This window comes from Enterobacter sp. C4G1 (assembly GCF_052886895.1).
The window spans coordinates 2,234,190-2,258,171 of sequence record NZ_JBQVVV010000001.1 but is presented as its reverse complement, the minus strand read 5'-3'; the positions used below and the strand labels follow the sequence as shown (position 1 = coordinate 2,258,171).

The following is a 23,982-nucleotide window of genomic DNA, read 5'->3' as shown; positions in this document are numbered from 1 at the left end:
GCCTCCTGAATGTTAAGCCTTGTCATCGTCATACCTGAACGTGAGAAGGAAAATCAGTGCAATCGCCGCGGCCGCTACCGCCGGGATCCACCAGAACGCCACCCACGCCTGCGGCAGGGTTTGCCCGGCCACCAGCCCCTTGTAAAGTGCGCCCGAAATTTGCGAGCCCAGCAGCATTCCAATACCGTAAGTGAACATCACAATCATGCTCTGCGCCTGACCTTTCACTTTCTCCCCCGCCACACGGTCGGTATAAATAAAGCCGACCACGAAGAAGAAGTCGTAGCACACGCCGTGCAGCAAAATTCCCAGATAAAGCAGGAAGCGCCCTTCCTCACTCACCCCCAGCGCGAAGAAGGCGTAACGCACAAACCACGCCAACATGCCGACCAACAGCATGTATTTCACGCCCAGACGGCGGAACAGCAGAGGGATTATCAGCATGAAGACAATTTCCGACATCTGCCCGAACGACATGGCAGTACTGACGTCCGCAATTCCTGCATCGGCCAGGTAAGACGCGGTATAGGCGTAGTACGTCCCGAGCGGCACGGAAATCAGCATTGCGCAGAGCGAGAAGATAAAGAAATGACGCGTTTTGAGCAGCGCAAAGGCGTCTGCGCAGAAGAGGTCGCGCAGCTGTACCGGCAGCCCTTTCGCTGGCGCCGGGGTGTGCGGTAACGTCAGGCTATAGAGCGCCAGCAGCACCGAGCAGGTGGCCGCAATATGGAAAATGGTAACGCTGGACGCCACGCCGGTGACGCCGATAAAGATCCCGGCGACAATCCAGCCAATCGTGCCAAACACGCGCACCACCGGGAAGGTTTTGTCGACATTCGCCAGGCTGTGAAACGCGATGTTGTTGGTGAGCGCAAGCGTGGGCATATAGCAGAGCGTATAACCAAACAGCAGGCCAATCAGCAATGCGCCATTTTCCGCAATCAGCGCCCCAGGCACGAACCACAGGATCGCCGCCCCCGCCAGATGCATTACCGCCATCACCTTTTGCGAGGCAAAGAAGCGATCCACCAACATCCCGAGCACAAACGGCGAGAGAATAGAAGCAATTGGCCCTGCGGAGAACGCATCGCCAATCAGCAAAGACATGTTGTGCTGAGTCATCACCAGACCGAGCGTGACCGACCAGCTACCCCAGATAAAAAACTGCATAAACATCATTAACGACAGCCGTGGCACAAGAAGCCGGTGCTGTACTATCGCCTTTTCACTACTTTCAGTTGTTGACACCATGATGAGCCTCACCCAGAAAAAGTAATCGATTACAAAACAGTTCAAATGGAAAGTAATCGATTACAAAATAAAGATCCTGTGGATCGAAACAGAAATGGGAGGGGGGTCACGATAAAGATCATTTCATCGCCAGCCCAGCTGATTTGATTGGTTTTATAGCCTATTGGCTATAAAATGATATGGCGAGGAAGAAATAAGGAGAAACGATGTGGGACATCGAGACAACGGACAGATTTGATAAATGGTTTTTTAACCAGACACTCGCATTAAAGGAGGACGTACTTGCTGCAATGCATATTCTCGCTGAGTTTGGCCCTCAGCTTGGGCGTCCATATGTCGATACCGTTAAAGCTTCAGCCTATCCGAATATGAAAGAGCTGCGGATCCAGCATTCAGGTGATCCTATTAGAGCCTTTTTTGCTTTTGATCCGAGTCGCACCGCCATTGTGTTGTGTGCCGGAGACAAGACCGGATGTGTTGAGAAGCGATTCTATAATGAGATGATTACGCTAGCTGACGCTGAATTCAGCAAACATCTGGCAAATAAGGAGGCCATATGGCATCGCTAAAAGAACTTATGGCACAACAGAGTGCGGAAAGTCAGGAACGTATTGCGACGAAAGTTGAAAAGATGCGCCGAATTGTTGCACTGAATCAACTGCGGGAAGAACTGTGCGTTTCGCAAACGGAACTCGCTGCGGCAATGGGGGTAAAGCAACCCACAGTGGCAAAAATCGAACAACCGGGTAACGATCCCCGACTCTCAACACTCAAACGCTATGTCAGTGCGCTTGGGGGAGAACTCAGTATTGATGTGACGCTACCGAATGGGAAAAGGATAGCGTTTCAGATTTGATGCCCAGGATTGTAGGCCCGGTAAGCGAAGGGTATGAACCGGAAACATGGGTAACACTTTAGACCGGATACATGGGTAACAGTTATAACTGGCATAGAAGAGGAGACTCGCTATGCCCTGGACTGAGACCCAACCTATGCAACGCCTTGATTTTATCCGTGCCTGCCATGCAGGTACGGCCTCCTTCTCCGCTCTTTGCCGTCTTTTTGGTATCAGCCGTAAAACCGGCTACAAATGGCTTGAACGTTTTGACCCTTCTGACCTGTCATCCCTCTCTGACCAGTCGCGCGCTCCGCATTCCCACTCCCGGACAGTTCCTGATGATATCGTCGGGCATCTGACTGCCCTGCGTCAGAAACACCCTGACTGGGGGCCGAAAAAACTGCGGATGTGGTTGCTCAATCACCATGTCGATTTTGCCGTACCTGCCGCCAGTACTATCGGCGATATCCTCAAGCGTGAAGGGCTGGTTCCGGATAAAAAGAGAAAACGCAGAACACCGGGTAATCGCCAGCCGCTGACCACCATCAGTGAGAACAATCAGGTCTGGAGTGCTGATTTTAAAGGCAAATTCAGGTTGCTGAGCGGGGAGTACTGCCATCCCTTCACTCTGACCGACAATCACAGCCGGTATCTGCTGTGCTGCCGGGGAACACACCGGGAGAGTGAGCCCTTTGTCAGAGCGTGCCTGACTGATGCATTCCTGGAATATGGTCTGCCGGAAGTGCTCAGAACCGATAACGGTCAACCTTTCGCGGGAACAGGCATAGCCGGATTAAGCCGTCTTGCAGTCTGGCTAATCAAGCTGGGCATCAGGCCGGAACGTATCAGAAAGGGACACCCGGAAGAGAATGGCCGCCATGAACGAATGCACCGCTCCCTGAAAAGTGCGGTGAAATATGGCAACACCTTCATGACGATGGAAGAACAACAGCGGTGGTTCAGTGACTACCGGGAAGAGTTTAACCACGAGAGGCCGCATGAAGCCCTGGCAGGTGCAACGCCCGGAACGGTGTGGCAACCCTCGGGCCGACACTGGGATGGCAGAGTGCCTGAATATGTTTATCCGACAGGGGGCATGGTCTACAGGGTGAAATCGAGGGGAACACTGTATATGGGAAAAAAGGGGACCGTGTTCCTGAGTGAAGCACTGACTGGTGAGTACATAATGCTGAAAGAACAAGATGATGGCCTGGAAGCCATCATCTTTAATGGAATAACACTTGCGTACTACGACAGTAAAACCCAGAGTGTGCTCCGGATAGACTAAAAGTGTTACCTATGTTCCCGGTCTGAGCTGTCACCTATGTATCCGGTCATACAGAAGCGCCACCGGGCTTTAAGGCAAGTACGGTCAGGTGCCCTCACCCCGGCCCTCTCCCACAGGGAGAGGGAGAAAAGCAGATCACTTCTTACGTGACAGCTTAAACGCCACAAACAGGAACAACACCCACACTGGCAGCAGCATCGCGGAAAGACGCATGTCGTCGATGGTGCACATCAGCACGAGGATCAGCCCCAGGAAGGCGATACAGATGTAGTTCCCCGCCGGGTAGAACAGCGCCTTGAACTGGGTGTCGCGCCCCTTGCGACGCATTGCCGCGCGAAAACGCAGGTGCGCCAGGCAGATCATTATCCAGTTCAGCAGCAGCGTGGCGACAACCAGAGCCATCAGCAGGCCAAAGGCCTCTTTTGGCAGCAGATAGTTGATCAACACCACCAGCGACGTGATTGCGCCAGAGAGCAGCAGCGAATTCACTGGCACACCACGATGGCTGACGCGGGTTAAGAATTTCGGCGCATTGCCCTGCACAGACAGGCCAAACAGCATTCGGCTGTTGGAATACACTCCGCTGTTATAGACCGAAAGGGATGCCACAAGAATGACGAAGTTCAGCGCTGAAGCCACCACGTTGCTGTTCAGATCGTGGAAAATCATCACAAACGGACTGCTGTCGGATTTGACTTCTACCCACGGATAGAGCGCCAGCAGCACCACCAGAGAACCGATGTAAAACAGCAGGATACGGTACACCACCTGGTTCACGGCTTTGGGGATGCTTTTATGCGGATCCTGCGCTTCAGCCGCGGTAATCCCAATCAACTCCAGCCCGCCGAAGGAGAACATAATCACCGCCAGCGACAGGATAAGCCCCTTCCAGCCCGTTGCCAGAAAACCGCCGTGCTGCCACAGGTTATCGATGGTTGCACGCTCGCCACCGTGGCCAGAGAACAGCAGCCACAGGCCAAAACCAATCATGCCGATAATCGCCAGTACTTTGATCAGCGCAAACCAGAACTCGGTTTCGCCGTACAGGCGCACGTTCACCAGGTTAACGGCGTTAATAATGATGAAGAAGGCCGCAGCCCAGATCCACGTCGGCACGTCCGGCAACCAGTACTGCATATAGATGCCTGCGGCGGTCAGCTCAGCCATACCCACCAGCACGAACATCACCCAGTAGTTCCAGCCGGACAGGAAGCCTGCAAACGGCCCCCAGTATTTATAGGCAAAGTGCGCAAATGAGCCTGATACTGGCTCTTCGACGACCATCTCGCCAAGCTGGCGCATGATCAAAAAGGCGATAACCCCGGCGACACCGTAACCCAGCAGCACTGCCGGGCCAGCCATCTGAATAGCAGGGCCGATGCCGAGAAACAACCCGGTACCGATTGCACCGCCGAGGGCAATTAACTGGATATGTCGATTTTGCAAACCACGTTGCAGCGTCGGATTATGTTCCGACGAGGCTTCGGCGCTCTCACTGCCCGAAGCGGATGACGCGTCTTTCACGTCCTACCCCTGTCTCTTTTTTAGAAGGGGCACGTTTTAACACTTCATGCTGGTGGTAGCAAGGGATTGGGGCATCCTTGCCCCTGATAACGAGGGTGGAACTCAGAACTCGTAGCCAACCGAGACTTTAAAGGTCCGGGGTTCGCCTTGAGTGATATACGTACCGGAATCATCAACAGACGCCCAGTAGTTTTCGTTGGTGACGTTGTCGATGCCCGCACGAAGGGTCATCTGGTTTTGATTCTGGTTAACCGCAAAGCGGTAGCGCATCCCCAGATCCAGGGTGGTGTAGCTGTCCAGCTTTTTGGTGTTGGCCAGGTCTGCATACTGCGTGCCCGAGTGGTTCACGCGCGCGGTTGCCGTCAGCCCGTCAATGGGTTTGATGTCGTACTCAGCACCCAGCACCGCATAGAAATTCGGTACGCCGATGGCATCGTTGCCCTGATTCAGGCCGTTGTTGGTCTTGGTCAGCTCAGCCTGTAGCCAGGTGGCGCTGGCGTTGAGACGCATCCCCAGCATTGGCTCGCCAAAGACATTCAGCTCAACCCCGCGGTTACGCTGCTCGGCATCCAGACCATAGTGTTTGGTCACGCTGTCGAGAATGGCCGATGGCATTTTGATTTCAAACAGCGCCAGCGAGCCGCCCACGCGACCGAAGTCGGCTTTGACCCCCACTTCGTTCTGTTTTGAATGGACGATCCCGGTGCTCTGGCCGTAGTTGGTTGCCGTATCTGGCGCGGTTTTACCCGGCTGCAAGGCCTCGGTGTGGTTAGCGTAAAGCGAGATCTCATTCCACGGCTTATACACCACACCGTAGGTTGGCATCCAGCGGCTGCCGTCGAAGCCATCCGCGTCGTTTTCTGCCCCGGTGATTTTGTTATAACCACGGATCACCACTTTCTGATGGCGCGCGCCAGCGGTGAACAGCAGTTTGTCGTCCAGCACGCCGAGCGTGTCGCTCAACAGCCAGCCCTGAGAGCGGGTGCGACCACTGGTCAGCGGGTCACTGTAATCACCGCCAGAGCCGTTGAAGTTGGTGCTGTCTGGCGCATTCACGCCGGTGTTGTGGTAGATGTTGGTGTACGGGTTATCCGCCGCCTTCGACATCTTCCACGCGATTTTTTCGTTTTTGGTCAGCGCGGAATAGCCGACGTTGACCTTATGCGAGACAAAACCGGTGCTGAAGTTGCCGCGAATGCCTGCCATGCCGCTGACGGAATCGCTGATGCGGTTGGTGTCCAGCCGGCTTACAATCGCCCGGCCACTTTTATCGAGGATCTTCGGTGCGCTGTATAAACCTTCTTCGTGCGCATGTTGCGCGCCGAGGCCGGTATATGCCGTCCAGCTATCGGTGATGTCGTATTCGCTGCGCCACATCCCGAATTCGTTTTCGATATTGCTGTAAGCCCATTTCTGCGAGATGTTGCGGTCATTTTTCGGTGGCTCAGGAATGAAGTCTACTGCCGAAATGTTGACGCTGGTTGGGCTGCCGTGGAAGGTCTTCTTCTGATAACCCACATCCAGCGAGGTGCGGAAGTTATCGCCTTTGTAATCCAGGCCAGTAGAGAGCAAGGTGGTGCGGCGACGATCGTTCGCCACGCCGGTTTCCCCTTCGCGATGGACCAGGTTCACCCGCGCACCAAACTGATCGCTGTCACCGAAACGACGACCGGCATCCAGAGTGGTACCAAACTGCGAATCAGAGGTGTAATCCACGCCAACTTTCGCCTGCGGGGTTGCACCTGCGTGTTTTGGCTCAAGGTTGATCATCCCGCCCACGCCAGAGCTTGCCGCGCCGTTCATCAGGGAGTTTGCCCCTTTGAAGATTTCGATACGATCCACCATCTGCGCATCAACCACCTGGCGCGGCAGCACGCCGGACAGGCCGCCAAAGGTCATGTCATCGCCATCAAACTTCAGGCCACGAATACGGAAGCTTTCCGCACTGTTACCGTAGCCCTGAACGTACTGCACGCCCGCGTCGTTGGCGACCACATCGGCAATGGTTTTCGCCTGCTGATCTTCAACCAGCTTCGCGGTGTAGCTGACAAGGTTAAACGGCACGTCCATGGCGTTCTGCTGGCCGAGCATTCCCATGCGTCCACCGTTTGCCACCTGCCCGTCAAGGAAGGCAGGCACCAACTGTTCGCCGCCCGGTTTGAACGTGTCTGCCGAAGCCGACTGAACGACAATGGTGTCTTCATTTTTGTTGTCCGCCGCAAAGGCGGAGTGCGTAACCGCGCCAATGGCGAGCGCCAGCAGCGTTTTGTGCATTGTGGTGTTGGTCATAATTAACTCATTAAAAGTACGCGCAAAATTGGCCCGTGAACGGGCCTTAGAATTTAGTTAAGCGAAATACGAACGACGCTGTCCGGCCCGTTAGTTGAGTGGTCTTTGTTGAAAGCCTGTTTAACGGTGACGTACAGGGTCTGGCCATCTGCGGACAACAGCAGGCTGTTCGGATTCGGCGGCAGATCCCATGATTGCTTCACGGCATAGGTGGTGGCGTCCAGGCTCAGCAGTTTTCCGCTTTCGCGCTGGGTGATGTACAGCTCACTGCGGTTGGCGTTGAACTTCACCGCCAGCGAGTCGCCGATATCCAGCTGTTTGATAACGTCACCGGTGCGGATATTGAGCACCAGCGTGGTTTTGGCTTTGGAATTATCCGTGACGAACAGGCGCCCGGTGGCCTTGTCTTCGGCCAGATTCAACAGCAGGGCGGGCTTGCTGCCCAGTGGCTTCCAGCGTTTTTCGATTTTGTTGGTGTGCGGATTGATGACAAGGATCTCGCCGCCGCCATTGGCTGCATACAGGCGGTCAGTCTGTTCAGACCACAGCAACCCGGTGACCCACTGGCCGGCATTTTTGATGGTTTTTTTCAGCTTCAGGGTTTCGGCGTCTATCACCCAAATCACACCCGGATCGCCCACGCCCCCCACGAACAGCGTGCCGTCGTGCAGCAGAATTTCACGTGCACCAAACGGGAAGCCCTCTTTGTTGCGCTCGGTGAACATCAGGCGTTGATTGACTTTGCCGTCCGCGGTGCTGATGGCGCTGATACCGCCGTCCAGCGAGTTCGTGACGTAGACCGTTTGCCCGTCAGGTGCGATGGTCATCGCGAAGTTTTTCAGATCCGTATGGCTGCGGCCAAGGGTTTTCAGCGTGGCGGGATCAAGCTTATAGACCACACCGCCCTGCACATCCTTAAAGCCTTCAGAACTGGCAACAAACAGCGCATCGCCTTTCTGGTTGAGCACCATTTCGTACAGACCATCGGCCAGTTCACGTTTGAGCACACCGGTTTTCTCAGGGGCCGTTACGGTCTTCTGGACAGCAGGTGCTGGGGTGGCCGCCTGTTGTGCAGCGCAACCGGAAAGAGAGACAGCAACAAGCAATGCCAGCGCAGACATTTTTGGGGTCATCAGGAACATCCTTTACCGTTCAAGAGAAAGTCAGGCGGGAAATTGCGTCGTATGTCGCTAAGCGATCTGATTGTGTTGACAGGCTGTAAGGCCAGTGCAAAGTCCACCGTAATTACTCAGTGTTCCTTGTGAGTCAGGCACTCACTGCTGATGCGGGGGGCGTCCGTCGTTGCCGCAAACACTAAAGAGAATGAGAACTATACTCATTATCTTTGTGTAATCAAGTGTAAATACAGATGGGGATTCAAAAAATCATTATTAGGTTGAGACCCCGTGTCGGGTTAATGAGTTTGCGGAGAGAAAAATCGACGAGATGCAGGGGTTACTTCAGTGGTTAACCACTGAAGGCGCTGCTCAAGCAACCATACTTATTTCAGGCGGGTTTAAAACGAAACAAAACGGAACGCCCCCCCATCATTCCGGGGCGGCGTTCACTGTATTACTTTTTCTTGTAAATATTGGCCGTGCCATGAATTTTGTTGTTCGTATTGCCGGAAGTCAGCACCAGAACATCAGCACCTTTCTTATCCGCTTTCTCAATCAGCTCTTTTTTCGCATCATCGACCGATACTTCATTCGAAGTGGAGACAGTACCGATTTTTTTATAATGAGACTCGACTTTTTTAAACTCAGCGCGAGTCATCAGTTCAGCAGCAAAGACATTAGTCGTAAACAGAAACGCCGTTCCCATCAAAATAGCAATTGTTTTTTTCATAACCTTTTTTCCTTGAGATTAATAAACAACCACGTAAAACCTCACTTTTCTTGGTGAGGTTTTATCAGCATGGTAGAGAAACTCAGGAAATGCCACATGCCTGGAAAAAATCTTTTATAACAATCCGTTGCCGGAAAATACTAACGAGTATTAAGAATTTCTTTCAGGCCTGCGAAACGCAAAAAACACGGGCCTTACCGGCAATATCGATACGTACAGACGTGCCTGGGTTCCACCCCGGCTGGCTCACTGTTTTCAGGATAAGCGGCGCTTGCTGCCCGGCAAATGCCAGTGTGAGCGTGGATAAGTGGCCGGTGAAATCGACGTCAAGAATGGAGATTTGGCTTTCATGCGGCGCGCATGCTGTCACGCGAAGTTGTTCCGGGCGCAGCATCATACGTCCCAGCCCCGTTGCCTTATCATCATCAGTCAGGACTTCACCCAGAGCGCAAATCGCGCGCCCGGCATTGAGTTGCGCAGGCAGGACCAGCGCATCGCCCAGGAACAGCGCGGTTTCTTCGTCCACCGGTTGGGTGTAAACCTCAAAAGGTGTCCCCACCTGGGTGAAACGCCCTGAGCGCATCACGGCAACCTGGGTCGCGAATGACAGGGCTTCGTTCTGATCGTGGGTCACAAGAATAGACGCCACGCCCGCGTCAGCGAGCAGATCCGCCGTTGCTTTACGCGTCATAGCGCGAAGCCCGGTATCAAGCGCGGAGAAAGGCTCATCCAGCAGCATCAGCGACGGACGCTGTGCCAGAGCACGCGCAAGTGCGACGCGCTGCTGCTGACCGCCGGAAATCTCATGCGGCCAGTGCGTTGCCAGTTGCCTGTCCAGCGACACCATTTCCATAAGCGCCTCAACATGCTGGCGTTTTTCCTGCCGGGTGCCTTCCAGCCCCCAGGCAATGTTGTCTGCCACATTGAGGTGCGGGAACAGCGCCCCTTCCTGCGGAACAAAACCGATCCCACGCTGATGAGCAGGAACAAAATTCGCCTCATCAAACAGCGTTTTCCCCTGCATCACAATGCGCCCGGCATCCGGCGTTTCAAAACCGGCAAGAATACGCAGCAGCGTTGTCTTTCCTGAACCCGACGGCCCGACAATCGCCGTTCTGCTTCCTGGCGCGACGGTCAGGTTCAGGTTATCGAGCACCAGCGCATCGGCAAATGATTTAGAAATCGACGTTAGTTCAAGCATGTCAAAGCCCTGCGATTTTTTTAGACTGCATGTAAAGGATACCGGTCAGCGGCAGTGAGATAAGGATCATCAGCATGGCGTAAGGCGCCGCAGCAACGTAATCAATCTCACTGGTCAGCGCCCAGAAGCCGGTTGAAAGCGTGCGTGTCCCCAGCGGCGAGAGCAGCAGCGTCGCGGTGAGTTCGTTACTGACGCCAAGGAACACCAGCGCAGCACCTGCCGCCGCACCGGGGGCGGCAAGCCGCATGGTGACGCTCCAGAGTGCTTTTGCCGGAGAGCTACCCAGGCTGCGGGCAACGTTTTCCAGCTCTACCGGCGCCTGTGCGATGCCGGCCCGCAGGTTGATCAGCGCACGGGGCATAAACATCAGCAGATAGGCGAGGAACAGCGTGACTTCGGTTTGATAAATCGGCCGCGCGTAATGGATTGTTACCGTCACCAACGCCAGCGCCGTCACGATCCCCGGTAGTGAACTGGTGATGTAAATGCACCCTTCCAGCATCCTGAACACGTGATGCGGATAGCGAATACCGAGCCAGGCAATGGGGATAACGCAGACGGTGGTCAGCAGCGCGCCACCCACGCCGAGTACCAGCGTCTGGCGAAGCGAGAGCCAGAGATCGGCGCTCATCCAGTTTTGGACGCCCCCAAGCCAGATCCAGCGACACAGCACAACGAGCGGTACACCCAGGGCCAGAATAACCAGCGCCACAAACAGCACCTGCCCCATCGCAGCCGCAGCCGGTTTCAGCGGCCAGCGTTTTTGCTCGCGCGCTGCGCCGGATCCGATACGGGCATAGCGGGCTTTACCGCGCGTTGCGCCTTCAAGCAGCAAAATCGCCAGGCAGCACAAGGCCAGCACACCCGCCAGCATATTGGCCGCCGGGCCGCTAAACGTCGACTGGAACTGGTCGTAAATCGCGGTCGTAAAGGTATCGAAGCGGATCATGACGTACAGGCCATATTCCGCCAGCAAATGCAGCGCAACCAGAAGCGCCCCGCCACAAATCGCCAGTTTTAACTGCGGCAACACCACGCGGAAAAACACCCGCCACGGCGGCGTACCGAGCGAAGAGGCAACATCCTCAAGCGTTGGGTCAAGGCGGCGCAGAACCGCAGCAACAGGCATATAGATAAACGGGTAGTAGGCAAGTACGGAGAGAAATACACCCGCAGAGAGACCGTGCATAGAAGGCACGACACTTATCCAGGCATAGCTTTGGACAAATGCAGGGATCGCCAGCGGCGCAACGGCAAGCGCTGACCAGACCCGACTGCCCGCCAGCGTGGTACGCTCAGTCAACCAGGCGATGGAGACACCCAGGACAATACACAAAGGCACCGTTAACGCCGTCAGCCACAACGTGTTGCTGAGTAGCTCAGCAACACGCGGGCGAAACACGAGAGCCTTAATGGTTTCCCAGCCGGTCTCAAAGCCAATGGCAATGATAAAACCTAAAGGCAGAAGCGCCATCAATGAAAACAGTACAGCTAACACAACCATCGGCAACGCCGGCCGCTTGCGGGGCGGCTGGCGAGATGTACTTTTACCGAGGTCGAGACTCAAACCAGACATAAGGCTTTCACTTAACTCTTAGGATCACAGCAGGCCCGCTTGTGTCATCAGCTCAATGACTTTCTTACTGTTGAGTGTAGAAGGCTCAACCTTTGGTGCATCAAGATCTTTCAGCGGAACCAGTTTCGGGTTAGACGCGGCGTTAACGCCTACGGCATATTCGAATGCATTGTTAGTGCGCAGCTGCTCCTGACCTTCTTTACCGGTGATCCACTTAATGAACGCCTGCGCCTGCTCTTTATGCTTACTGGACGCCAGAACACCGCCGCCAGAGAGGCTCACGAACGCGCCCGGATCCTGATGTTTGAAGTAATAGAGTTGAGTATTTTTGCTGTTTTCACCGGTTTTGGACTGATCAACAAAACGGTAGTAATGATAAATCACGCCGCCATCAATCTGACCAGCGTTGACCGCTTTCATCACGGTACTGTTGCCTTTATAGGCAACAAAGTTGGCTTTCATCGCTTTCAGCCAGTCCAGGGTAGCCTGTTCGCCTTTCAGCGCCAGCATCGCACTAACAATCGCCTGGAAATCAGCACCAGACGGGGAAGCAGCCCAGCGGCCTTTCCACTCAGGTTTTGCCAGATCCATCAGCGATTTAGGCAGTTGCTGTTCGCTCAGCTTAGCCGGGTTATAAACAAAGACGGTGCTACGTGCAGCAATACCGATCCAGCGGCCGTGCGCAGGACGATATTCCGCAGGGACTTGTTTTAAAGTGGCCGCATCTAATGGCGCAAACAGTTTTGCATTATCAACCAGTACCATTGATGGGGAGTTTTCGGTCAGGAAGACATCCGCAGGTGATGCATCTCCTTCCTGAACCAGCTGGTTACCCAGCTCGCTGTCATCGCCATTACGCAGTGTGACTTTAATCCCTGTTTCTTTAGTAAAACCATCAACCCACGACTTCACCAGATTTTCATGCTGGGCGTTATAAACAACGATACCTTCGTTGTTTTCAGCCGCAACAGACTGAGTTGAAAGGAAAAGTGATGAAGACAATAATGCAAGCGAGAAGCATGACAATACGCGAGAATTCATGAACATATCCTTAATAGACCAAAGTAATTCACAACGAATGGCTTTGCGGATACGGATTAAAGCATACAAAAACGCTAATGATAATTACTATCAGTCATGTTTTTACGTAAAAGTCTAAAATAGGCTTTTACGCGAATTTAAAATGATAAAAATCTAAGAAAAAAATATGGATATATTAAAGATTAGGAAAACCTTAAGATTCAAAATACATTATTTCATTAGCGTTCTATTTATTTCAGGCAATTGAATTTACACGTTACTGAGGTGAAATACACAGCATTATTCAAAAAATGACGTGCAGGAGCATAAGAGAGTTTTACGGCGGTGAAATGGGTGTTTTGATAAAACGATGACCTGAATGGTACGCCCTGTAGGATTCGAACCTACGACCTACGGCTTAGAAGGCCGTTGCTCTATCCAACTGAGCTAAGGGCGCACGGAGAAGCGTAAACTTCGCAGTGGTGAAACGCGTGGAATTATACGGTCAATGGCAGGTGAGTCAATGCCTTTTGGTATGATTGTCGGTCTTCTGTGCCGATATGCGCTACCCGATTGTAAATACGTCTGTTTTTTCAACATTTACCCCCATTCTGACCTCGCGCTTCCCGCTGCGAAAAGGCTTAGCTGCATTTAAGTAACGCCCGCTGTTTTCTGGCGCCAGGCTCCTTCACTCTATGGCGAAGACTGGCAGACAACAGGAAGACGGCGTGGCAGTGCAATCCCCCCGCTTACAGCACATCTCTCGCGATATCACCGGGATCAAACTTGAACCGATAGTTGCCCTCTCTACTTCGCATACCGTGGGTGCGGAAGTGCTCAGCGTGTTATCTCCCCACCAGCAAAGCGAACGTTTTTTTCAGCGCCAGTCGGCGGTTCAGTCGCTTATGTTGCTTGAAGCACAGCTCTGCACGTTAAAAAACGCCCTCAACTGCAATAACCTTTTTATCAATCTGCCGATAACCGTATTAACGGTAGGCAAAGCGTTTCACCAGCTGATGCAGCTGAAAAGCTCACCACTCAATATTGAGATTGTCGAGCCGGCGTCTTTCTTCAGCCTCTCTTCCGGGCAGCGTGAGTCTGTTACCCACCGCTTGCAGCTGTTAAGCAGGCAGGGTCACCGCATCTGGCTGGACGATGTTGATGAAACCGTTATCCAGCCGTTTTTATCCTGTCGGTTACCATTATGCGGCATCAAAATAGATAAAGTCGCGTTCTGGCGATTACGTGCCACACCTGCGTTATCCAGGCTGGTTAGCCTTTGTTCGCAAATTGCCGGACACGTGCTTATCGAAGGTATCGAAAACGACCAGGATCGTGCGTATGCGTTACAGGCAGGAGCAGGATTAGGCCAGGGTTATCACTGGCCTTGCTGGTATTGGCCGGAGGACTAGCCCGTCATCGCCAGGAGGGAAGCTATGCGAATGACAGTACGCCGCTACAGACGGCGTCGGACAGGAAGTGATTCACCGGGATTTACACACTCGCCCTATCCTCCCCCCTTTTTCGACCGTCTTGAGTTTTTGAGCCAGTCAATTAACCGGAATCAAAAGACACACGCGCCTTTTATTATTCTGGTCACCCAGGATAACTTCCTTCGTACCGGTATTCTGAACGGAAACACCCCGCTCAGTAACTGCTGTGATTGCGAAACGCTGGAAGAGGCGTTCAGCTCGCTCGGCCACTGGCCATCCGCCAGGCTGCTTGTGGATATCGAAAGCCGGGCCATTACCCTTATCGACATGCTGGACAGGCTAAGAAGGCAGAGCCTCTACTCCCCTTTTCTGATACCTCATTTACTGATCAGGGCGGATGATTACGACACCCGGCTTTTTTGTCGGGCCGCCGGGCCGTTTCACGTCCTGGAGCGGCAGCTCACCGCGAAGGCCATGCAACAATCTCTGCTGGACGCCACAGTGCCGGTGAGCATGAAAAAAGAGTGGTTCTGCCGCAATGAATGGCCCGTACTTCAGTATTTGTCCCAGGGTCTATCACTGCGGGAAATAGCCGACTTACAACATCGGCCTTACAGCCGGGTCATTTATCGTCTGAACTGCATCCTGAAGAAACTCGGTTTAAATCATCGTCAGGAACTCCTGCACCTGCTCAATAACCTGTCTGAGTTCACGTTTTAACTTATCCACTAACCCATTAATTCCTAAAGACCTTTAGGAAATCACTTAAGATAATTGTCAATATAGCGTGTTTTTTTAACATAACTGTCGAAATTACAACTATTCCTAATTTATCCACTTCAACAACGCGAAACACCACAAAAACCTGAACCGGCAGTTCTTTCAACCAAGCGTTAAAATAATAGTGATTCCGTTAATAAGATGATAATGATGTAAAAACAAGCAGATTAGAGAGAAAGGCATCAATCTGGCAGCCGAAAGGACAGCATATCCTGCTGTTCAGTCACAATATTTTCCTGAAGAGAGTCGGAGCTTGTTGTTGACGACACTACGGCTTGCATAGGGGATCGCTTCACTGACACCAGAAAAAATGGCGCTGTGTGTTGGATTTATTTTTTAACAACCGATCAACATATAGAGAAATATGTCATTTTTTGTTATTACATAAAGATGTTGCATTGCTGTACAGGAAATATAAGGTGATTTCACCTAAATTTAAATTAATAGCCATTAGCTTCCAGAAGATAATACATCACAACACGGAAAATATAATTTACAGGCTTTTCGGAGAAAGCTTAAACGGTATAATAAGACGTGTTTCAAATATGAATAAGAAAACACCTTTTGCCACCACCAGCCAATTTAACAATCCGCGCTGAGGCAATGAATTTGTCACTACGTTAACAAGGATGCTTTCGCTCTTCCAGGGAATTACCACCGTATAAGGATCTGTATAATTATCCTTCCGGCTTTCCGAGAGTTTTAGCAAAACTCGGCACAACGCTTTTAACAATCTGAGGCATAAAAAATGAAACCGGCATCCGTTATCATTATGGACGAACACCCTATTGTCAGAATGTCGATAGAAGTCCTGCTACAGAAAAATAAAAATATCGTGGTTAAGCTCAAGTCAGGTGACAGCCATGAAGTTCTTGATTGTATACGCAACCATGCGATTGATCTGGTGATCCTGGACATCGAACTACCCGGGACTGATGGATTCGCATTACTCAAAAGAATCAAAAACTTAAACAAGGACATAAAAGTTCTTTTCCTCTCCTCAAAATCAGAGGCGTTTTACGCCGGGCGCGCCATTCGCGCCGGAGCAAATGGTTTTGTCAGTAAGCGGAAAGATTTAGGTGAGATCTATAATGCGGTTGAAATGTTACTGACGGGATATTCATTTTTCCCATCCGAAACATTAAACTTTATAAATCATCTGGGAGCACACAAAGGAATGGATATAGACATGCCGTTATCAAACCGGGAAGTGACGGTACTGAGGTATCTGGCAAATGGGTTATCGAATAAAGAAATCGCCGAGCAACTCTTGCTCAGCAACAAAACAATAAGCGCTCACAAATCCAATATTTATTCTAAGCTAGGCGTACAAAGTATTGTTGAATTAATTGATTACGCGAAGGCCCACGAATTGCTTTAACCTGAATTCACTCCCTGCAACTTATGCGAGTTTCAGGGAGTGCGGTCAGTCTCAATTATAATTAATCATGAAGGTCGCATCGGCATCTGCTCTGCCTGGCTGGGGGTTATCGGCCGTGGCAATATAATTGGCATAAAACGACAGCTGTGCATTTCCCTGGGCATCTACCGCCACCGTCTGACTGGCCTGCTGCAATGCCAGACGTGTTTTATCCCGATCGCGGATTTCCACCGCAACATTGCTGGCTTGGCTTGAATCATTCAGAGCCAGTAAACCACTATCACTCCCGTCCTCTTTTCCTGAAAAGGTAATCGATGCCGCGCCGGGCGGGCATCCGGTCAGTTTCAGCGTAAAGGGTACCGGCTGCGTCCGGCTGCCGGTGGTGCTGAGTTGTTTTGTCGGCCAGGTGCCCAGCTTAACGATTTTGTCGCTATCGCTGCCTTCCGCGACACAGGTGAAATCCACAATATTGCCATACAGCTCAATGTTGATTTCCCCCAGTGCCGTGGCTGCATGGGCGTTTGCGTGAACCAGCGTTACCAGCAGCAGTGCTTTACTCCAGCGTCGCATTGCGCCTCCTTATTCATAATCCACGCGCAAATACCCGCGAGAGGTAAAACGCCCTTCGGCAGGTTTATTGCCCGTAATACTGACCGGCCAGGCTCTGATCCCCACCTGCGCCTGAGCGCTGTCATCCAGACGGAACGGAATTTTGCTGGTCAGGTTGTTGGGCGTCAGCGGGGTGCCACTTTCTGTAGCAACCACAAACCCCAAATCGGGGTTATCGGAAACCAGCGCGTTGCCAGAGGTTTGCTCAGCTTCGATACGCATGGACAGATAAGCATTGGCTTCCACATTGGTGCATTTGATGGCAATTGTTTTTGTCTGTGGCGAAACCTTGTCCGGGCGATTTCCGGCTCCTGCCTGGCTAAACAGCGATGCACCGATTTCGCCAAAATCAAATTCCACCACCTTTCCGGCATTAATTTCGCAGCTTTGCGGCACCTGGATCGTGCCACTGTAGCTGATCGTGTAAACCGGCGTGCTGAGCGGGTCGGCCGACGTGGTGGTGACATAGACCCTGAACATGGTCTGCTGCGGGATCACCACCATATTGATAAACCGACGCGTCACCCTGAGGCGAAAGACCAGCTTAGAATCCGTCACCGGAAACGCTTTGTTGTTCGGCACGTTAGGGTGCTGACCCATCTGAATATATTTCGCTGGTGGATAAAACGTCCCGGCGTAATCATCGTGGATCTGCATCGCGCCATCCAGATAGTCGTTCAGCTTCACATACTTGTAGCTGTCTATCTCGGTGGTGATGGGCAAGTCCGTGACGTAGCTACGCATGGTCGATTTACCGGAAGTCCCCTTCGGGCAGATAGCGCTCACCCCGACCAGCCCGGATTTTTGCGCCAGGGTGACAATCTGCCCTGGCTTGTTGTTGGAGCTGTCAAAGACGTTTGAGAGATCGTAGGAGATGTCCTTCGCGACGCCGTCCGCATTCTGACACACCGTTGCCCACGCAGGCAGCGCGCCGCACAGCAGTACCGCGCCCAATAGCGTGTGGGAAAATTTCATCATTGAGTTCCTGTTATCGATCACAGCTCGCCCCCGCCATGGTAATGGCCTGGTTCTGGCTATCTGCGGGTAAGCGGTAGTGCGCGCGGCACCGGGATTGCATTCCGTCGCCCCACTGGATCAACAGCTCCCCTTCCAGCGGTAATCCGCTGAGGTAAATCTGTCCGTCATCCCCCACCATGCTGGTGACTCCACTTTGGGTTTCACGCACTACGGCACCAAACGGCACAGGTTGATCGCCGCGTCTGACGGTCAGTAACGCGCGAACGCCGATCCGGGCATCAAAGCTGGCACGCACCAGCGCGCCTCTTGTCGGCACCACGCTGCTCACGTTGTTTTCGATATCGGTATTGTTGCTCATGGTGTTGGTATCCAGCGCCACACGGTTGTAACGATAGACCGTGGCATACGGCATTACCGCGTAGCCTCGCCAGTCGGTTTTCACCCCGGTCTGGTTTTCTACGCTCACTCCGGATGCTCCCGGGGCTTTGATCAGGACGTTGGTATCCCCCAGTGGCTGGCTGAAGGTCACGCCATTTTCGTGGCCCACGATGCCGCCAGAAACCTGCCAGTTGAGATCGTGCTGATCGCGCGCGTAGTTATAGCCCACCCCCAGCGTGCCGTAGGTTGCTTGCCAGTTGGCGCTGGCACTTCCGCTGGCACCGTTATTGCTGGTATGCCCCTGGGTCACGCTGTAGTTCAGGTTACGGTCTTCAAGTAACGTGCCGCTGATCCCGGTTTGCCAGCTGCTTTCACCGTCATTGTTCCGGCTGGCTGATGCTGTGGCATAAGCCCGGTCAATGGCGTTATCGCGTCGATAACCGTGGCGAGTGAACAGGCTGAAAGGAACGGAGACGTTAAACGAGGCGATCCGGTCTGTACCGTCGATCCCCACCGCTTTATTCCACGACCAGGAGACGGAATAGCTGACGCCCTGAATGCCACCCGCGTAGCCAAGCTGATACCAGACGTTTGATTCGCTGGTTCCCCAGTAACTTTGCTGGCTGCCGGAGACATACAGCGACCCGTAATCCCCCAGCGACTGAGAGATATTGAGCTGGAAGCGCCCTTTTTTATTCCACGTCAGATTGTGATAGCTCTGCACATCCGGTACGCCGTCGTCATCCTGGCTTTCACCGTATTGATAGCCTTCCATCGAGCGCCAGGCCACATCATCCAGGGTGTAAAACCCTTTTGTGGAGTAGCGATAGCCGAGCAACTGAAAGTTGGTGCCAAATCCGTTCAGGGATTTGGCGTAGAGGAAGCGCAGCGACTGCCCTTCGTGACGGCTGTCATCGGCAAGCTGGCTGCGGGCGTGTGTCAGATCGAGCGATATCGCCCCCCAGTTACCAAGGTTTTTCCCGGCACCGATGGCCAGCGCCGTGTAACGTGATGCCAGCTGCGTGCCGCCGTAGAGCGTGTAGCCGTCGGCAAGACCGGTAATTAACGTCCCCTGGGTAAAGAACGGCGTATCCTGTTCACTGTTTCCGCTGCGGTAGTCTCCCGCCACCAGGTCATACTTCCAGCGACCTTCACGCTGAAGCTGCGGTACGGTGGAATACGGCACCGTGTAGCGCTGCTGGCTACCGTCTTTTTCTTCTACCGTGACCTCCAGGTCACCGCTGGATGAAGTGGGGTTCAGATCGCTTATCGCAAAAGCGCCGGGCTGGACATAACTCTGGTAAATCACATACCCGTTCTGGCGAATGACCACTTTCGCAGGCGTACGGGCAATACCGCGCACGGTTGGCGCGTAGCCCTGAAGGCTGTCCGGGTACATGCTGTCAGAAGAGTAGAGCCGCCCACCGCGAAAACCGATGCTATCAAACACGTCGTTACCGGTATTGCTGTCACCCAGTACCAGCTCGCTTTTGAGGGGAATAATGCTGCGCTGCGCCCAGGTACCAATATTTTCCCAGTTGCTGTGTCGTTCACCGTTGTTTTGCGAATAACGCCACGCGCCGTTGTTGCGCAGACGCCAGGCACCGTAGTTCAGCCCGCTTTGCAGATTCAGATAATAGCTGTCGTCGTCGCTGCCCCGGTTACCGGTAAAACTGTAATTGAGCAGCGCGGCTGGGATCCCGTCATCCCACTGTTCAGGGGGAATGTAGCCGCGCACGCTGTTCTGCATCGCCACCTGCGGCAGGCTGACGTTAAGACGCAAAGAGGCAAAGTTAAAAACGACTTCGCTGCCGGGAAGCGCGGTGGCGAGCGGCGCGCAGGCATCACCCTGCACATCAGCCAGTTCCGGGAAGGCGGCAATATTGACGCCAAACCGGTCAAGCATGGCGCGCGTGACACAAGCCGAAAGCCCGCCCGCCACCGGCGGTGTGCTCCCGGTTGCTTTCTCAAAGCGCACATCCTGAGTGCCGATAAATTCGTCGTTTCGCCAGATATCCACACGATAGACGCCAGGAGCCTGCTGATGCCCTTTCTCAAAACGCGACAAATCCGCCACGCTCGCGCTGTCATCAGACAAAAACGCCGGATTAAAGTAACTTTCGCTAAAGCCGGTTTGCGGCCAGAGTACGGTCATCAGCGCCAGAGCCACCGGACAGACACGCCATTGATAAGTCTTCATCGCCCTGACTCTGCTCACAGCTTAACGCTACGCGCCGGCGTAATGGCGCCGTAATCATTTACGCTCTGCCAGGAAAGGACACCCCCAGCCGCCGCAGGAAGTGCTTGCTGTGCCGCGTTTTTCGGGGTAATCATCAGATTTTCCAGACTCTGCCCGCCGAGGGTTAAATTGACCAGCGTGATGTAATACGGCGAAGCATTACTCACCCTGAGCTGATTGCCGATACGCTCAAAGCGGAGTTGCGAAAGCGCCTCTTCCGGCGGCATCGCCAGATTTTTAGGCCGCACAAACAACTTGATGCGCGATAAGATGGCCAATTGCAGGACGTTATTGCCCTCCAGATGGGATTTATTCACCGACGGGATAGCCTTCACGTTCATATAAAACAGCGATTCGCGGTCAGCGGGCAACGCCGGGCCGGCGTAAATAATCCGCAGCGTGTTTTCGCTGTCTGGCTCGCTGACAAACAGCGGCGGCGTAACGGCGAACGTTTTCTCTTTTTGTCCGCTGGCATTTTCAATCCACGCGTTAATTAAATACCGCTCTTGTTTATTACTGTTGGTTATTGCAAGTGACGTTTGTTTCGCCTCTGCCGGATAAATAACGCGCGTGGCCCCCAGAGCGATACCACCGGAGGCATTTGCAGATGTCGACACCAGCAGCAAAATAAGTGAAATAATCAGTCCTGGTTTAAATAGGGTGTTCATCACAACAATACCTTTCGTTATTTGTTCGCAGGTGCAGGTGCGTCAGGGATAAATCAACGTGAACCAGACATCCGACTGAATACGGCCTGGTACAAGGTGTTCGGAAATTGCCCGATAACGGGCGCTGAAATGAAAAGCCAGCTCGCGAGCATCTATCGCTAAGCGACTGACGGTCGTTTCATTAGGGATAATCTGGCGCTGTTGTTCGTCAAAAAGTGCCAACCCTACACCACTGCTGACGGGCGTCTCTCCAGGCCGGGAAGTTGCCAGAAATACCTGCGGATCTTCAGCGGGCGTTACCCCCTGAAACTGAATGGCCACCACGCGCGAGACATCCACGCGACAGTCCAGCAGCCGCACGGTGAAAGGAATGTTCACCGTTGAAAAACTCCCCACACCGGAAAACGCATTAGTACGGTATTGCCCCATGTCGATGCGCATATTCTGGCTGTCGGGCGCAACGGCGCAGCCACCATTTACCAGCTCACCGTTGAGGTGAACGCGTCCGCCATCCACTACCACGGTATGTGCCGTCACTGATGGCGCAACAGAACAGGCCAGCAGCAACAGTATCCCAGTCCAAGTCATCCTTCGTTCCCGGCTTTAGCGTATGACGGGCCTCATCCGTGAGGCCGTGAACCTCCCTGTTAAACAGACTTATTCGTATTTCATCACGAACGTTGCATCCGCATTTGCCTGACCCGGCTCGGTGACGGCTGCGGTGGCTTTGTAGCGTGCGGTGAAGCTCAGGGTGTTAGTCCCTTCAATCAGGCTCTGCGCCGCAGAGAAGGTCGCCCCATCTGGCGTCAGAGTGGTGGATTTGCTGTCGAGGATCTCGATACCAACGCCTTTGGCAGAGTTGTCGTTGTTACCGGAGGTCACTGCCAGCAGGGTTTTGTCTGTGGCATCCAGTGGCCCAGTGAACGCAACGGCTGCGGTTTTCGCCACCAGCGGATCGCAATCATTCAGAACGATGTTGAAAGGAATATTTGAGGTGGTGTCACCAATTTTAGTGAATTTCGCCGTGCGATATTGGCCAAGATTAACTGTCTGTTCGGAAGAGTCAGTATTCACTGAACAGGCCGCATTCACTAATTCACCTTTAAAATGAACTGTACCGCCATTAACGGAAACAGGTGTTGTGGTATCTTCTGCATGAGCGGCACCGGTAACCAGCGCCAGTGTAGCAATAACGGTAGATGCAATACTGCTGAGTTTCATAGCTATTCCTTTAAATATGTAAAATACCCTTCCCGCGAATATCGGGAATAAAAAAACAATCAATTGGTTAAATTGAATGATTATTTCAGAGGGAACAAAGTAGCTGATGAATGTATTTAAAAATATGTCAAAACGCTGCGATTTAACCAGGTCACATCCTAATCCGCCCTAAGAAATTGACCATGCGTTAATCAGGGCTTTGAGGCCAGTGAAGGAAATCTCGCAAAGGGTGACTGACAGCAGCGCTCGCTTCTGACAAAATATAGGCAATCCCCCTTTCAAACGTTACAGACGGAATCTTCTCTCTGATGGCAGCAAAGATTATTGACGGTAAAACGATTGCGCAGCAGGTGCGCTCTGAGGTTGCGGAAAAAGTGAAGGCGCGTAAAGCGGCCGGACTTCGCGCCCCTGGGCTGGCTGTTGTGCTGGTTGGCAGCAACCCGGCATCGCAGATTTATGTCGGCAGCAAACGCAAAGCGTGTGAAGAAGTAGGCTTCCTCTCCCGCTCTTACGATCTGCCGGAAACCACCAGCGAAGCGGAACTGCTTGAGCTAATTGACACCCTGAACGCCGATAAAGAAATTGACGGTATTCTGGTTCAACTGCCGCTGCCTGCCGGCATCGACAACGTGAAAGTACTGGAGCGTATCGCACCAGACAAAGACGTCGACGGTTTCCATCCGTATAACGTCGGCCGCCTGTGCCAGCGTGCGCCGCGTCTGCGTCCGTGTACGCCTCGCGGTATCGTTACGCTGCTTGAGCGTTACAACATCGACACTTACGGCCTGAATGCCGTGGTGATTGGCGCATCAAACATCGTTGGCCGCCCGATGAGCATGGAATTGCTGCTGGCGGGTTGCACTACCACGGTTACTCACCGCTTCACCAAAAACCTGCGTCATCACGTTGAGAACGCTGACCTGCTGATCGTGGCAGTCGGTAAGCCAGGCTTTATTCCAGGCGAGTGGATTAAAGAAGGCGCAATTGTCGTGGACGTGGGCATTAACCGTCTTGAAAGCGGCAAAGTGGTAGGTGATGTGGTTTACGAAGATGCCGCCGCACGCGCGTCTTACATTACTCCGGTGCCGGGCGGCGTCGGCCCGATGACTGTTGCCACATTGATTCAGAATACATTGCAGGCGTGCGTTGAGTATCACGACGTAGAGGAAGCGTAAAATGGCCACATTTTCATTAGGTAAACACCCGCACGTTGAGCTATGCGATCTGCTGAAGCTGGAAGGCTGGAGCGAAAGTGGCGCACAGGCAAAAATCTCTATTGCCGACGGGCAAGTAAAAGTGGACGGCGCGGTGGAAACCCGCAAGCGCTGCAAGATTGTCGCGGGTCAGACCGTGAGCTTTGAAGGTCAGAGCGTTACCGTTACGGCCTGAGCCATCTGATGCCCTCACCCTAACCCTCTCCCACCGGGAGAGGGGATAAAAAATCCCCCAAACACATCACG

The 23,982-nt window shown here is 53.1% G+C and carries 22 protein-coding genes and 1 tRNA gene; 8 read left to right on the top strand and 15 right to left on the bottom strand.

Annotated elements, in window-relative coordinates; translation table 11 throughout:
- Window positions 1-12: 12 nt before the first annotated feature.
- Entirely contained in the window at window positions 13-1,251 is a 1,239-nt protein-coding gene (locus tag ACT9TW_RS10810; RefSeq protein ID WP_315688059.1) for an MFS transporter, read from the bottom strand.
- A gap of 206 nt (window positions 1,252-1,457) precedes the next feature.
- On the opposite strand from ACT9TW_RS10810, the gene ACT9TW_RS10805 reads away from it, so the two are divergent.
- The 3 genes from ACT9TW_RS10805 (at window position 1,458) to ACT9TW_RS10795 (ending at window position 3,377) form a co-directional block, all read left to right on the top strand.
- Window positions 1,458-1,820, top strand: coding sequence for a type II toxin-antitoxin system RelE/ParE family toxin (locus tag ACT9TW_RS10805; RefSeq protein ID WP_446492344.1), 363 nt, complete (start codon window positions 1,458-1,460; stop codon window positions 1,818-1,820).
- Window positions 1,808-2,107 carry a helix-turn-helix domain-containing protein gene (locus ACT9TW_RS10800; RefSeq protein WP_315688058.1) on the top strand — a complete coding sequence of 100 codons (300 nt, stop codon included), beginning with the start codon at window positions 1,808-1,810 and terminating at the stop codon, window positions 2,105-2,107. The genes ACT9TW_RS10805 and ACT9TW_RS10800 overlap by 13 nt, the downstream gene beginning before the upstream one ends.
- 112 nt (window positions 2,108-2,219) lie before the next feature.
- The gene (locus ACT9TW_RS10795; protein WP_315685889.1) at window positions 2,220-3,377 is read left to right on the top strand and encodes a DDE-type integrase/transposase/recombinase; all 1,158 of its coding nucleotides are present in this window, start codon (window positions 2,220-2,222) and stop codon (window positions 3,375-3,377) included.
- A 135-nt stretch (window positions 3,378-3,512) separates the two neighbouring features.
- Here the strand turns inward: ACT9TW_RS10795 and pheP are convergent, their stop codons facing one another.
- The 8 genes from pheP to ACT9TW_RS10755 form a co-directional block, all read right to left on the bottom strand.
- Entirely contained in the window at window positions 3,513-4,901 is a 1,389-nt protein-coding gene (gene pheP, locus ACT9TW_RS10790) for a phenylalanine transporter (protein ID WP_182059920.1), read from the bottom strand.
- A 102-nt stretch (window positions 4,902-5,003) separates the two neighbouring features.
- Window positions 5,004-7,190 carry a TonB-dependent receptor gene (locus ACT9TW_RS10785; RefSeq protein WP_446492343.1) on the bottom strand — a complete coding sequence of 729 codons (2,187 nt, stop codon included), beginning with the start codon at window positions 7,188-7,190 and terminating at the stop codon, window positions 5,004-5,006.
- Window positions 7,191-7,243: 53 nt separating this feature from the next.
- The gene (locus tag ACT9TW_RS10780) at window positions 7,244-8,323 is read right to left on the bottom strand and encodes an outer membrane protein assembly factor BamB family protein (RefSeq protein ID WP_446492342.1); all 1,080 of its coding nucleotides are present in this window, start codon (window positions 8,321-8,323) and stop codon (window positions 7,244-7,246) included.
- A gap of 439 nt (window positions 8,324-8,762) precedes the next feature.
- Window positions 8,763-9,038, bottom strand: a complete 276-nt coding sequence (yahO, locus tag ACT9TW_RS10775) for a DUF1471 family periplasmic protein YahO (RefSeq protein WP_014069212.1) — start codon at window positions 9,036-9,038, stop codon at window positions 8,763-8,765.
- Window positions 9,039-9,201: 163 nt separating this feature from the next.
- The gene (locus tag ACT9TW_RS10770) at window positions 9,202-10,239 is read right to left on the bottom strand and encodes an ABC transporter ATP-binding protein (RefSeq protein ID WP_446492341.1); all 1,038 of its coding nucleotides are present in this window, start codon (window positions 10,237-10,239) and stop codon (window positions 9,202-9,204) included.
- 1 nt (window position 10,240) lies between these two features.
- Window positions 10,241-11,815 (bottom strand): ABC transporter permease, encoded by a 1,575-nt coding sequence (locus ACT9TW_RS10765; protein WP_446492340.1) that lies wholly within the window; start codon window positions 11,813-11,815, stop codon window positions 10,241-10,243.
- A gap of 24 nt (window positions 11,816-11,839) precedes the next feature.
- Entirely contained in the window at window positions 11,840-12,856 is a 1,017-nt protein-coding gene (locus ACT9TW_RS10760) for an iron ABC transporter substrate-binding protein (protein WP_315688054.1), read from the bottom strand.
- A gap of 359 nt (window positions 12,857-13,215) precedes the next feature.
- A tRNA-Arg gene (locus tag ACT9TW_RS10755) sits at window positions 13,216-13,292 on the bottom strand.
- 238 nt (window positions 13,293-13,530) lie between these two features.
- On the opposite strand from ACT9TW_RS10755, the gene ACT9TW_RS10750 reads away from it, so the two are divergent.
- The 3 genes from ACT9TW_RS10750 (at window position 13,531) to fimZ (ending at window position 16,429) form a co-directional block, all read left to right on the top strand.
- Entirely contained in the window at window positions 13,531-14,247 is a 717-nt protein-coding gene (locus ACT9TW_RS10750; RefSeq protein ID WP_446492339.1) for an EAL domain-containing protein, read from the top strand.
- Between the two features lie 24 nt (window positions 14,248-14,271).
- Window positions 14,272-14,988 carry a helix-turn-helix transcriptional regulator gene (locus ACT9TW_RS10745; RefSeq protein WP_446492338.1) on the top strand — a complete coding sequence of 239 codons (717 nt, stop codon included), beginning with the start codon at window positions 14,272-14,274 and terminating at the stop codon, window positions 14,986-14,988.
- 808 nt (window positions 14,989-15,796) lie between these two features.
- Window positions 15,797-16,429, top strand: coding sequence for a fimbria biosynthesis transcriptional regulator FimZ (fimZ, locus tag ACT9TW_RS10740; RefSeq protein ID WP_182059909.1), 633 nt, complete (start codon window positions 15,797-15,799; stop codon window positions 16,427-16,429).
- Window positions 16,430-16,480: 51 nt separating this feature from the next.
- On the opposite strand, the gene sfmF is transcribed toward fimZ, so the two are convergent.
- From sfmF to fimA, 6 genes are all read right to left on the bottom strand, one after another.
- The gene (gene sfmF, locus ACT9TW_RS10735; RefSeq protein ID WP_446492337.1) at window positions 16,481-16,999 is read right to left on the bottom strand and encodes a fimbria assembly protein; all 519 of its coding nucleotides are present in this window, start codon (window positions 16,997-16,999) and stop codon (window positions 16,481-16,483) included.
- Window positions 17,000-17,008: 9 nt separating this feature from the next.
- Window positions 17,009-18,016, bottom strand: coding sequence for a type 1 fimbria D-mannose specific adhesin FimH (gene fimH, locus ACT9TW_RS10730; RefSeq protein ID WP_446492336.1), 1,008 nt, complete (start codon window positions 18,014-18,016; stop codon window positions 17,009-17,011).
- A gap of 10 nt (window positions 18,017-18,026) precedes the next feature.
- The gene (locus ACT9TW_RS10725) at window positions 18,027-20,594 is read right to left on the bottom strand and encodes a fimbrial biogenesis usher protein (RefSeq protein ID WP_446492335.1); all 2,568 of its coding nucleotides are present in this window, start codon (window positions 20,592-20,594) and stop codon (window positions 18,027-18,029) included.
- Between the two features lie 14 nt (window positions 20,595-20,608).
- On the bottom strand, window positions 20,609-21,301 hold the full coding sequence (fimC, locus tag ACT9TW_RS10720; RefSeq protein WP_446492334.1) for a type 1 fimbria chaperone FimC: 693 nt from the start codon (window positions 21,299-21,301) through the stop codon (window positions 20,609-20,611).
- A 42-nt stretch (window positions 21,302-21,343) separates the two neighbouring features.
- Complete coding sequence (gene fimI / locus ACT9TW_RS10715) at window positions 21,344-21,889, bottom strand: type 1 fimbrial protein subunit FimI (protein ID WP_446492333.1); 546 nt, start codon at window positions 21,887-21,889, stop codon at window positions 21,344-21,346.
- Between the two features lie 69 nt (window positions 21,890-21,958).
- Window positions 21,959-22,522 (bottom strand): type 1 fimbrial major subunit FimA, encoded by a 564-nt coding sequence (gene fimA, locus ACT9TW_RS10710; protein WP_446492332.1) that lies wholly within the window; start codon window positions 22,520-22,522, stop codon window positions 21,959-21,961.
- A gap of 308 nt (window positions 22,523-22,830) precedes the next feature.
- Between fimA and folD the strand changes: the two genes are divergently transcribed.
- Entirely contained in the window at window positions 22,831-23,697 is an 867-nt protein-coding gene (gene folD, locus ACT9TW_RS10705; RefSeq protein ID WP_182059902.1) for a bifunctional methylenetetrahydrofolate dehydrogenase/methenyltetrahydrofolate cyclohydrolase FolD, read from the top strand.
- A gap of 1 nt (window position 23,698) precedes the next feature.
- Entirely contained in the window at window positions 23,699-23,911 is a 213-nt protein-coding gene (gene ybcJ / locus ACT9TW_RS10700) for a ribosome-associated protein YbcJ (protein ID WP_182059901.1), read from the top strand.
- Window positions 23,912-23,982: the final 71 nt, after the last annotated feature.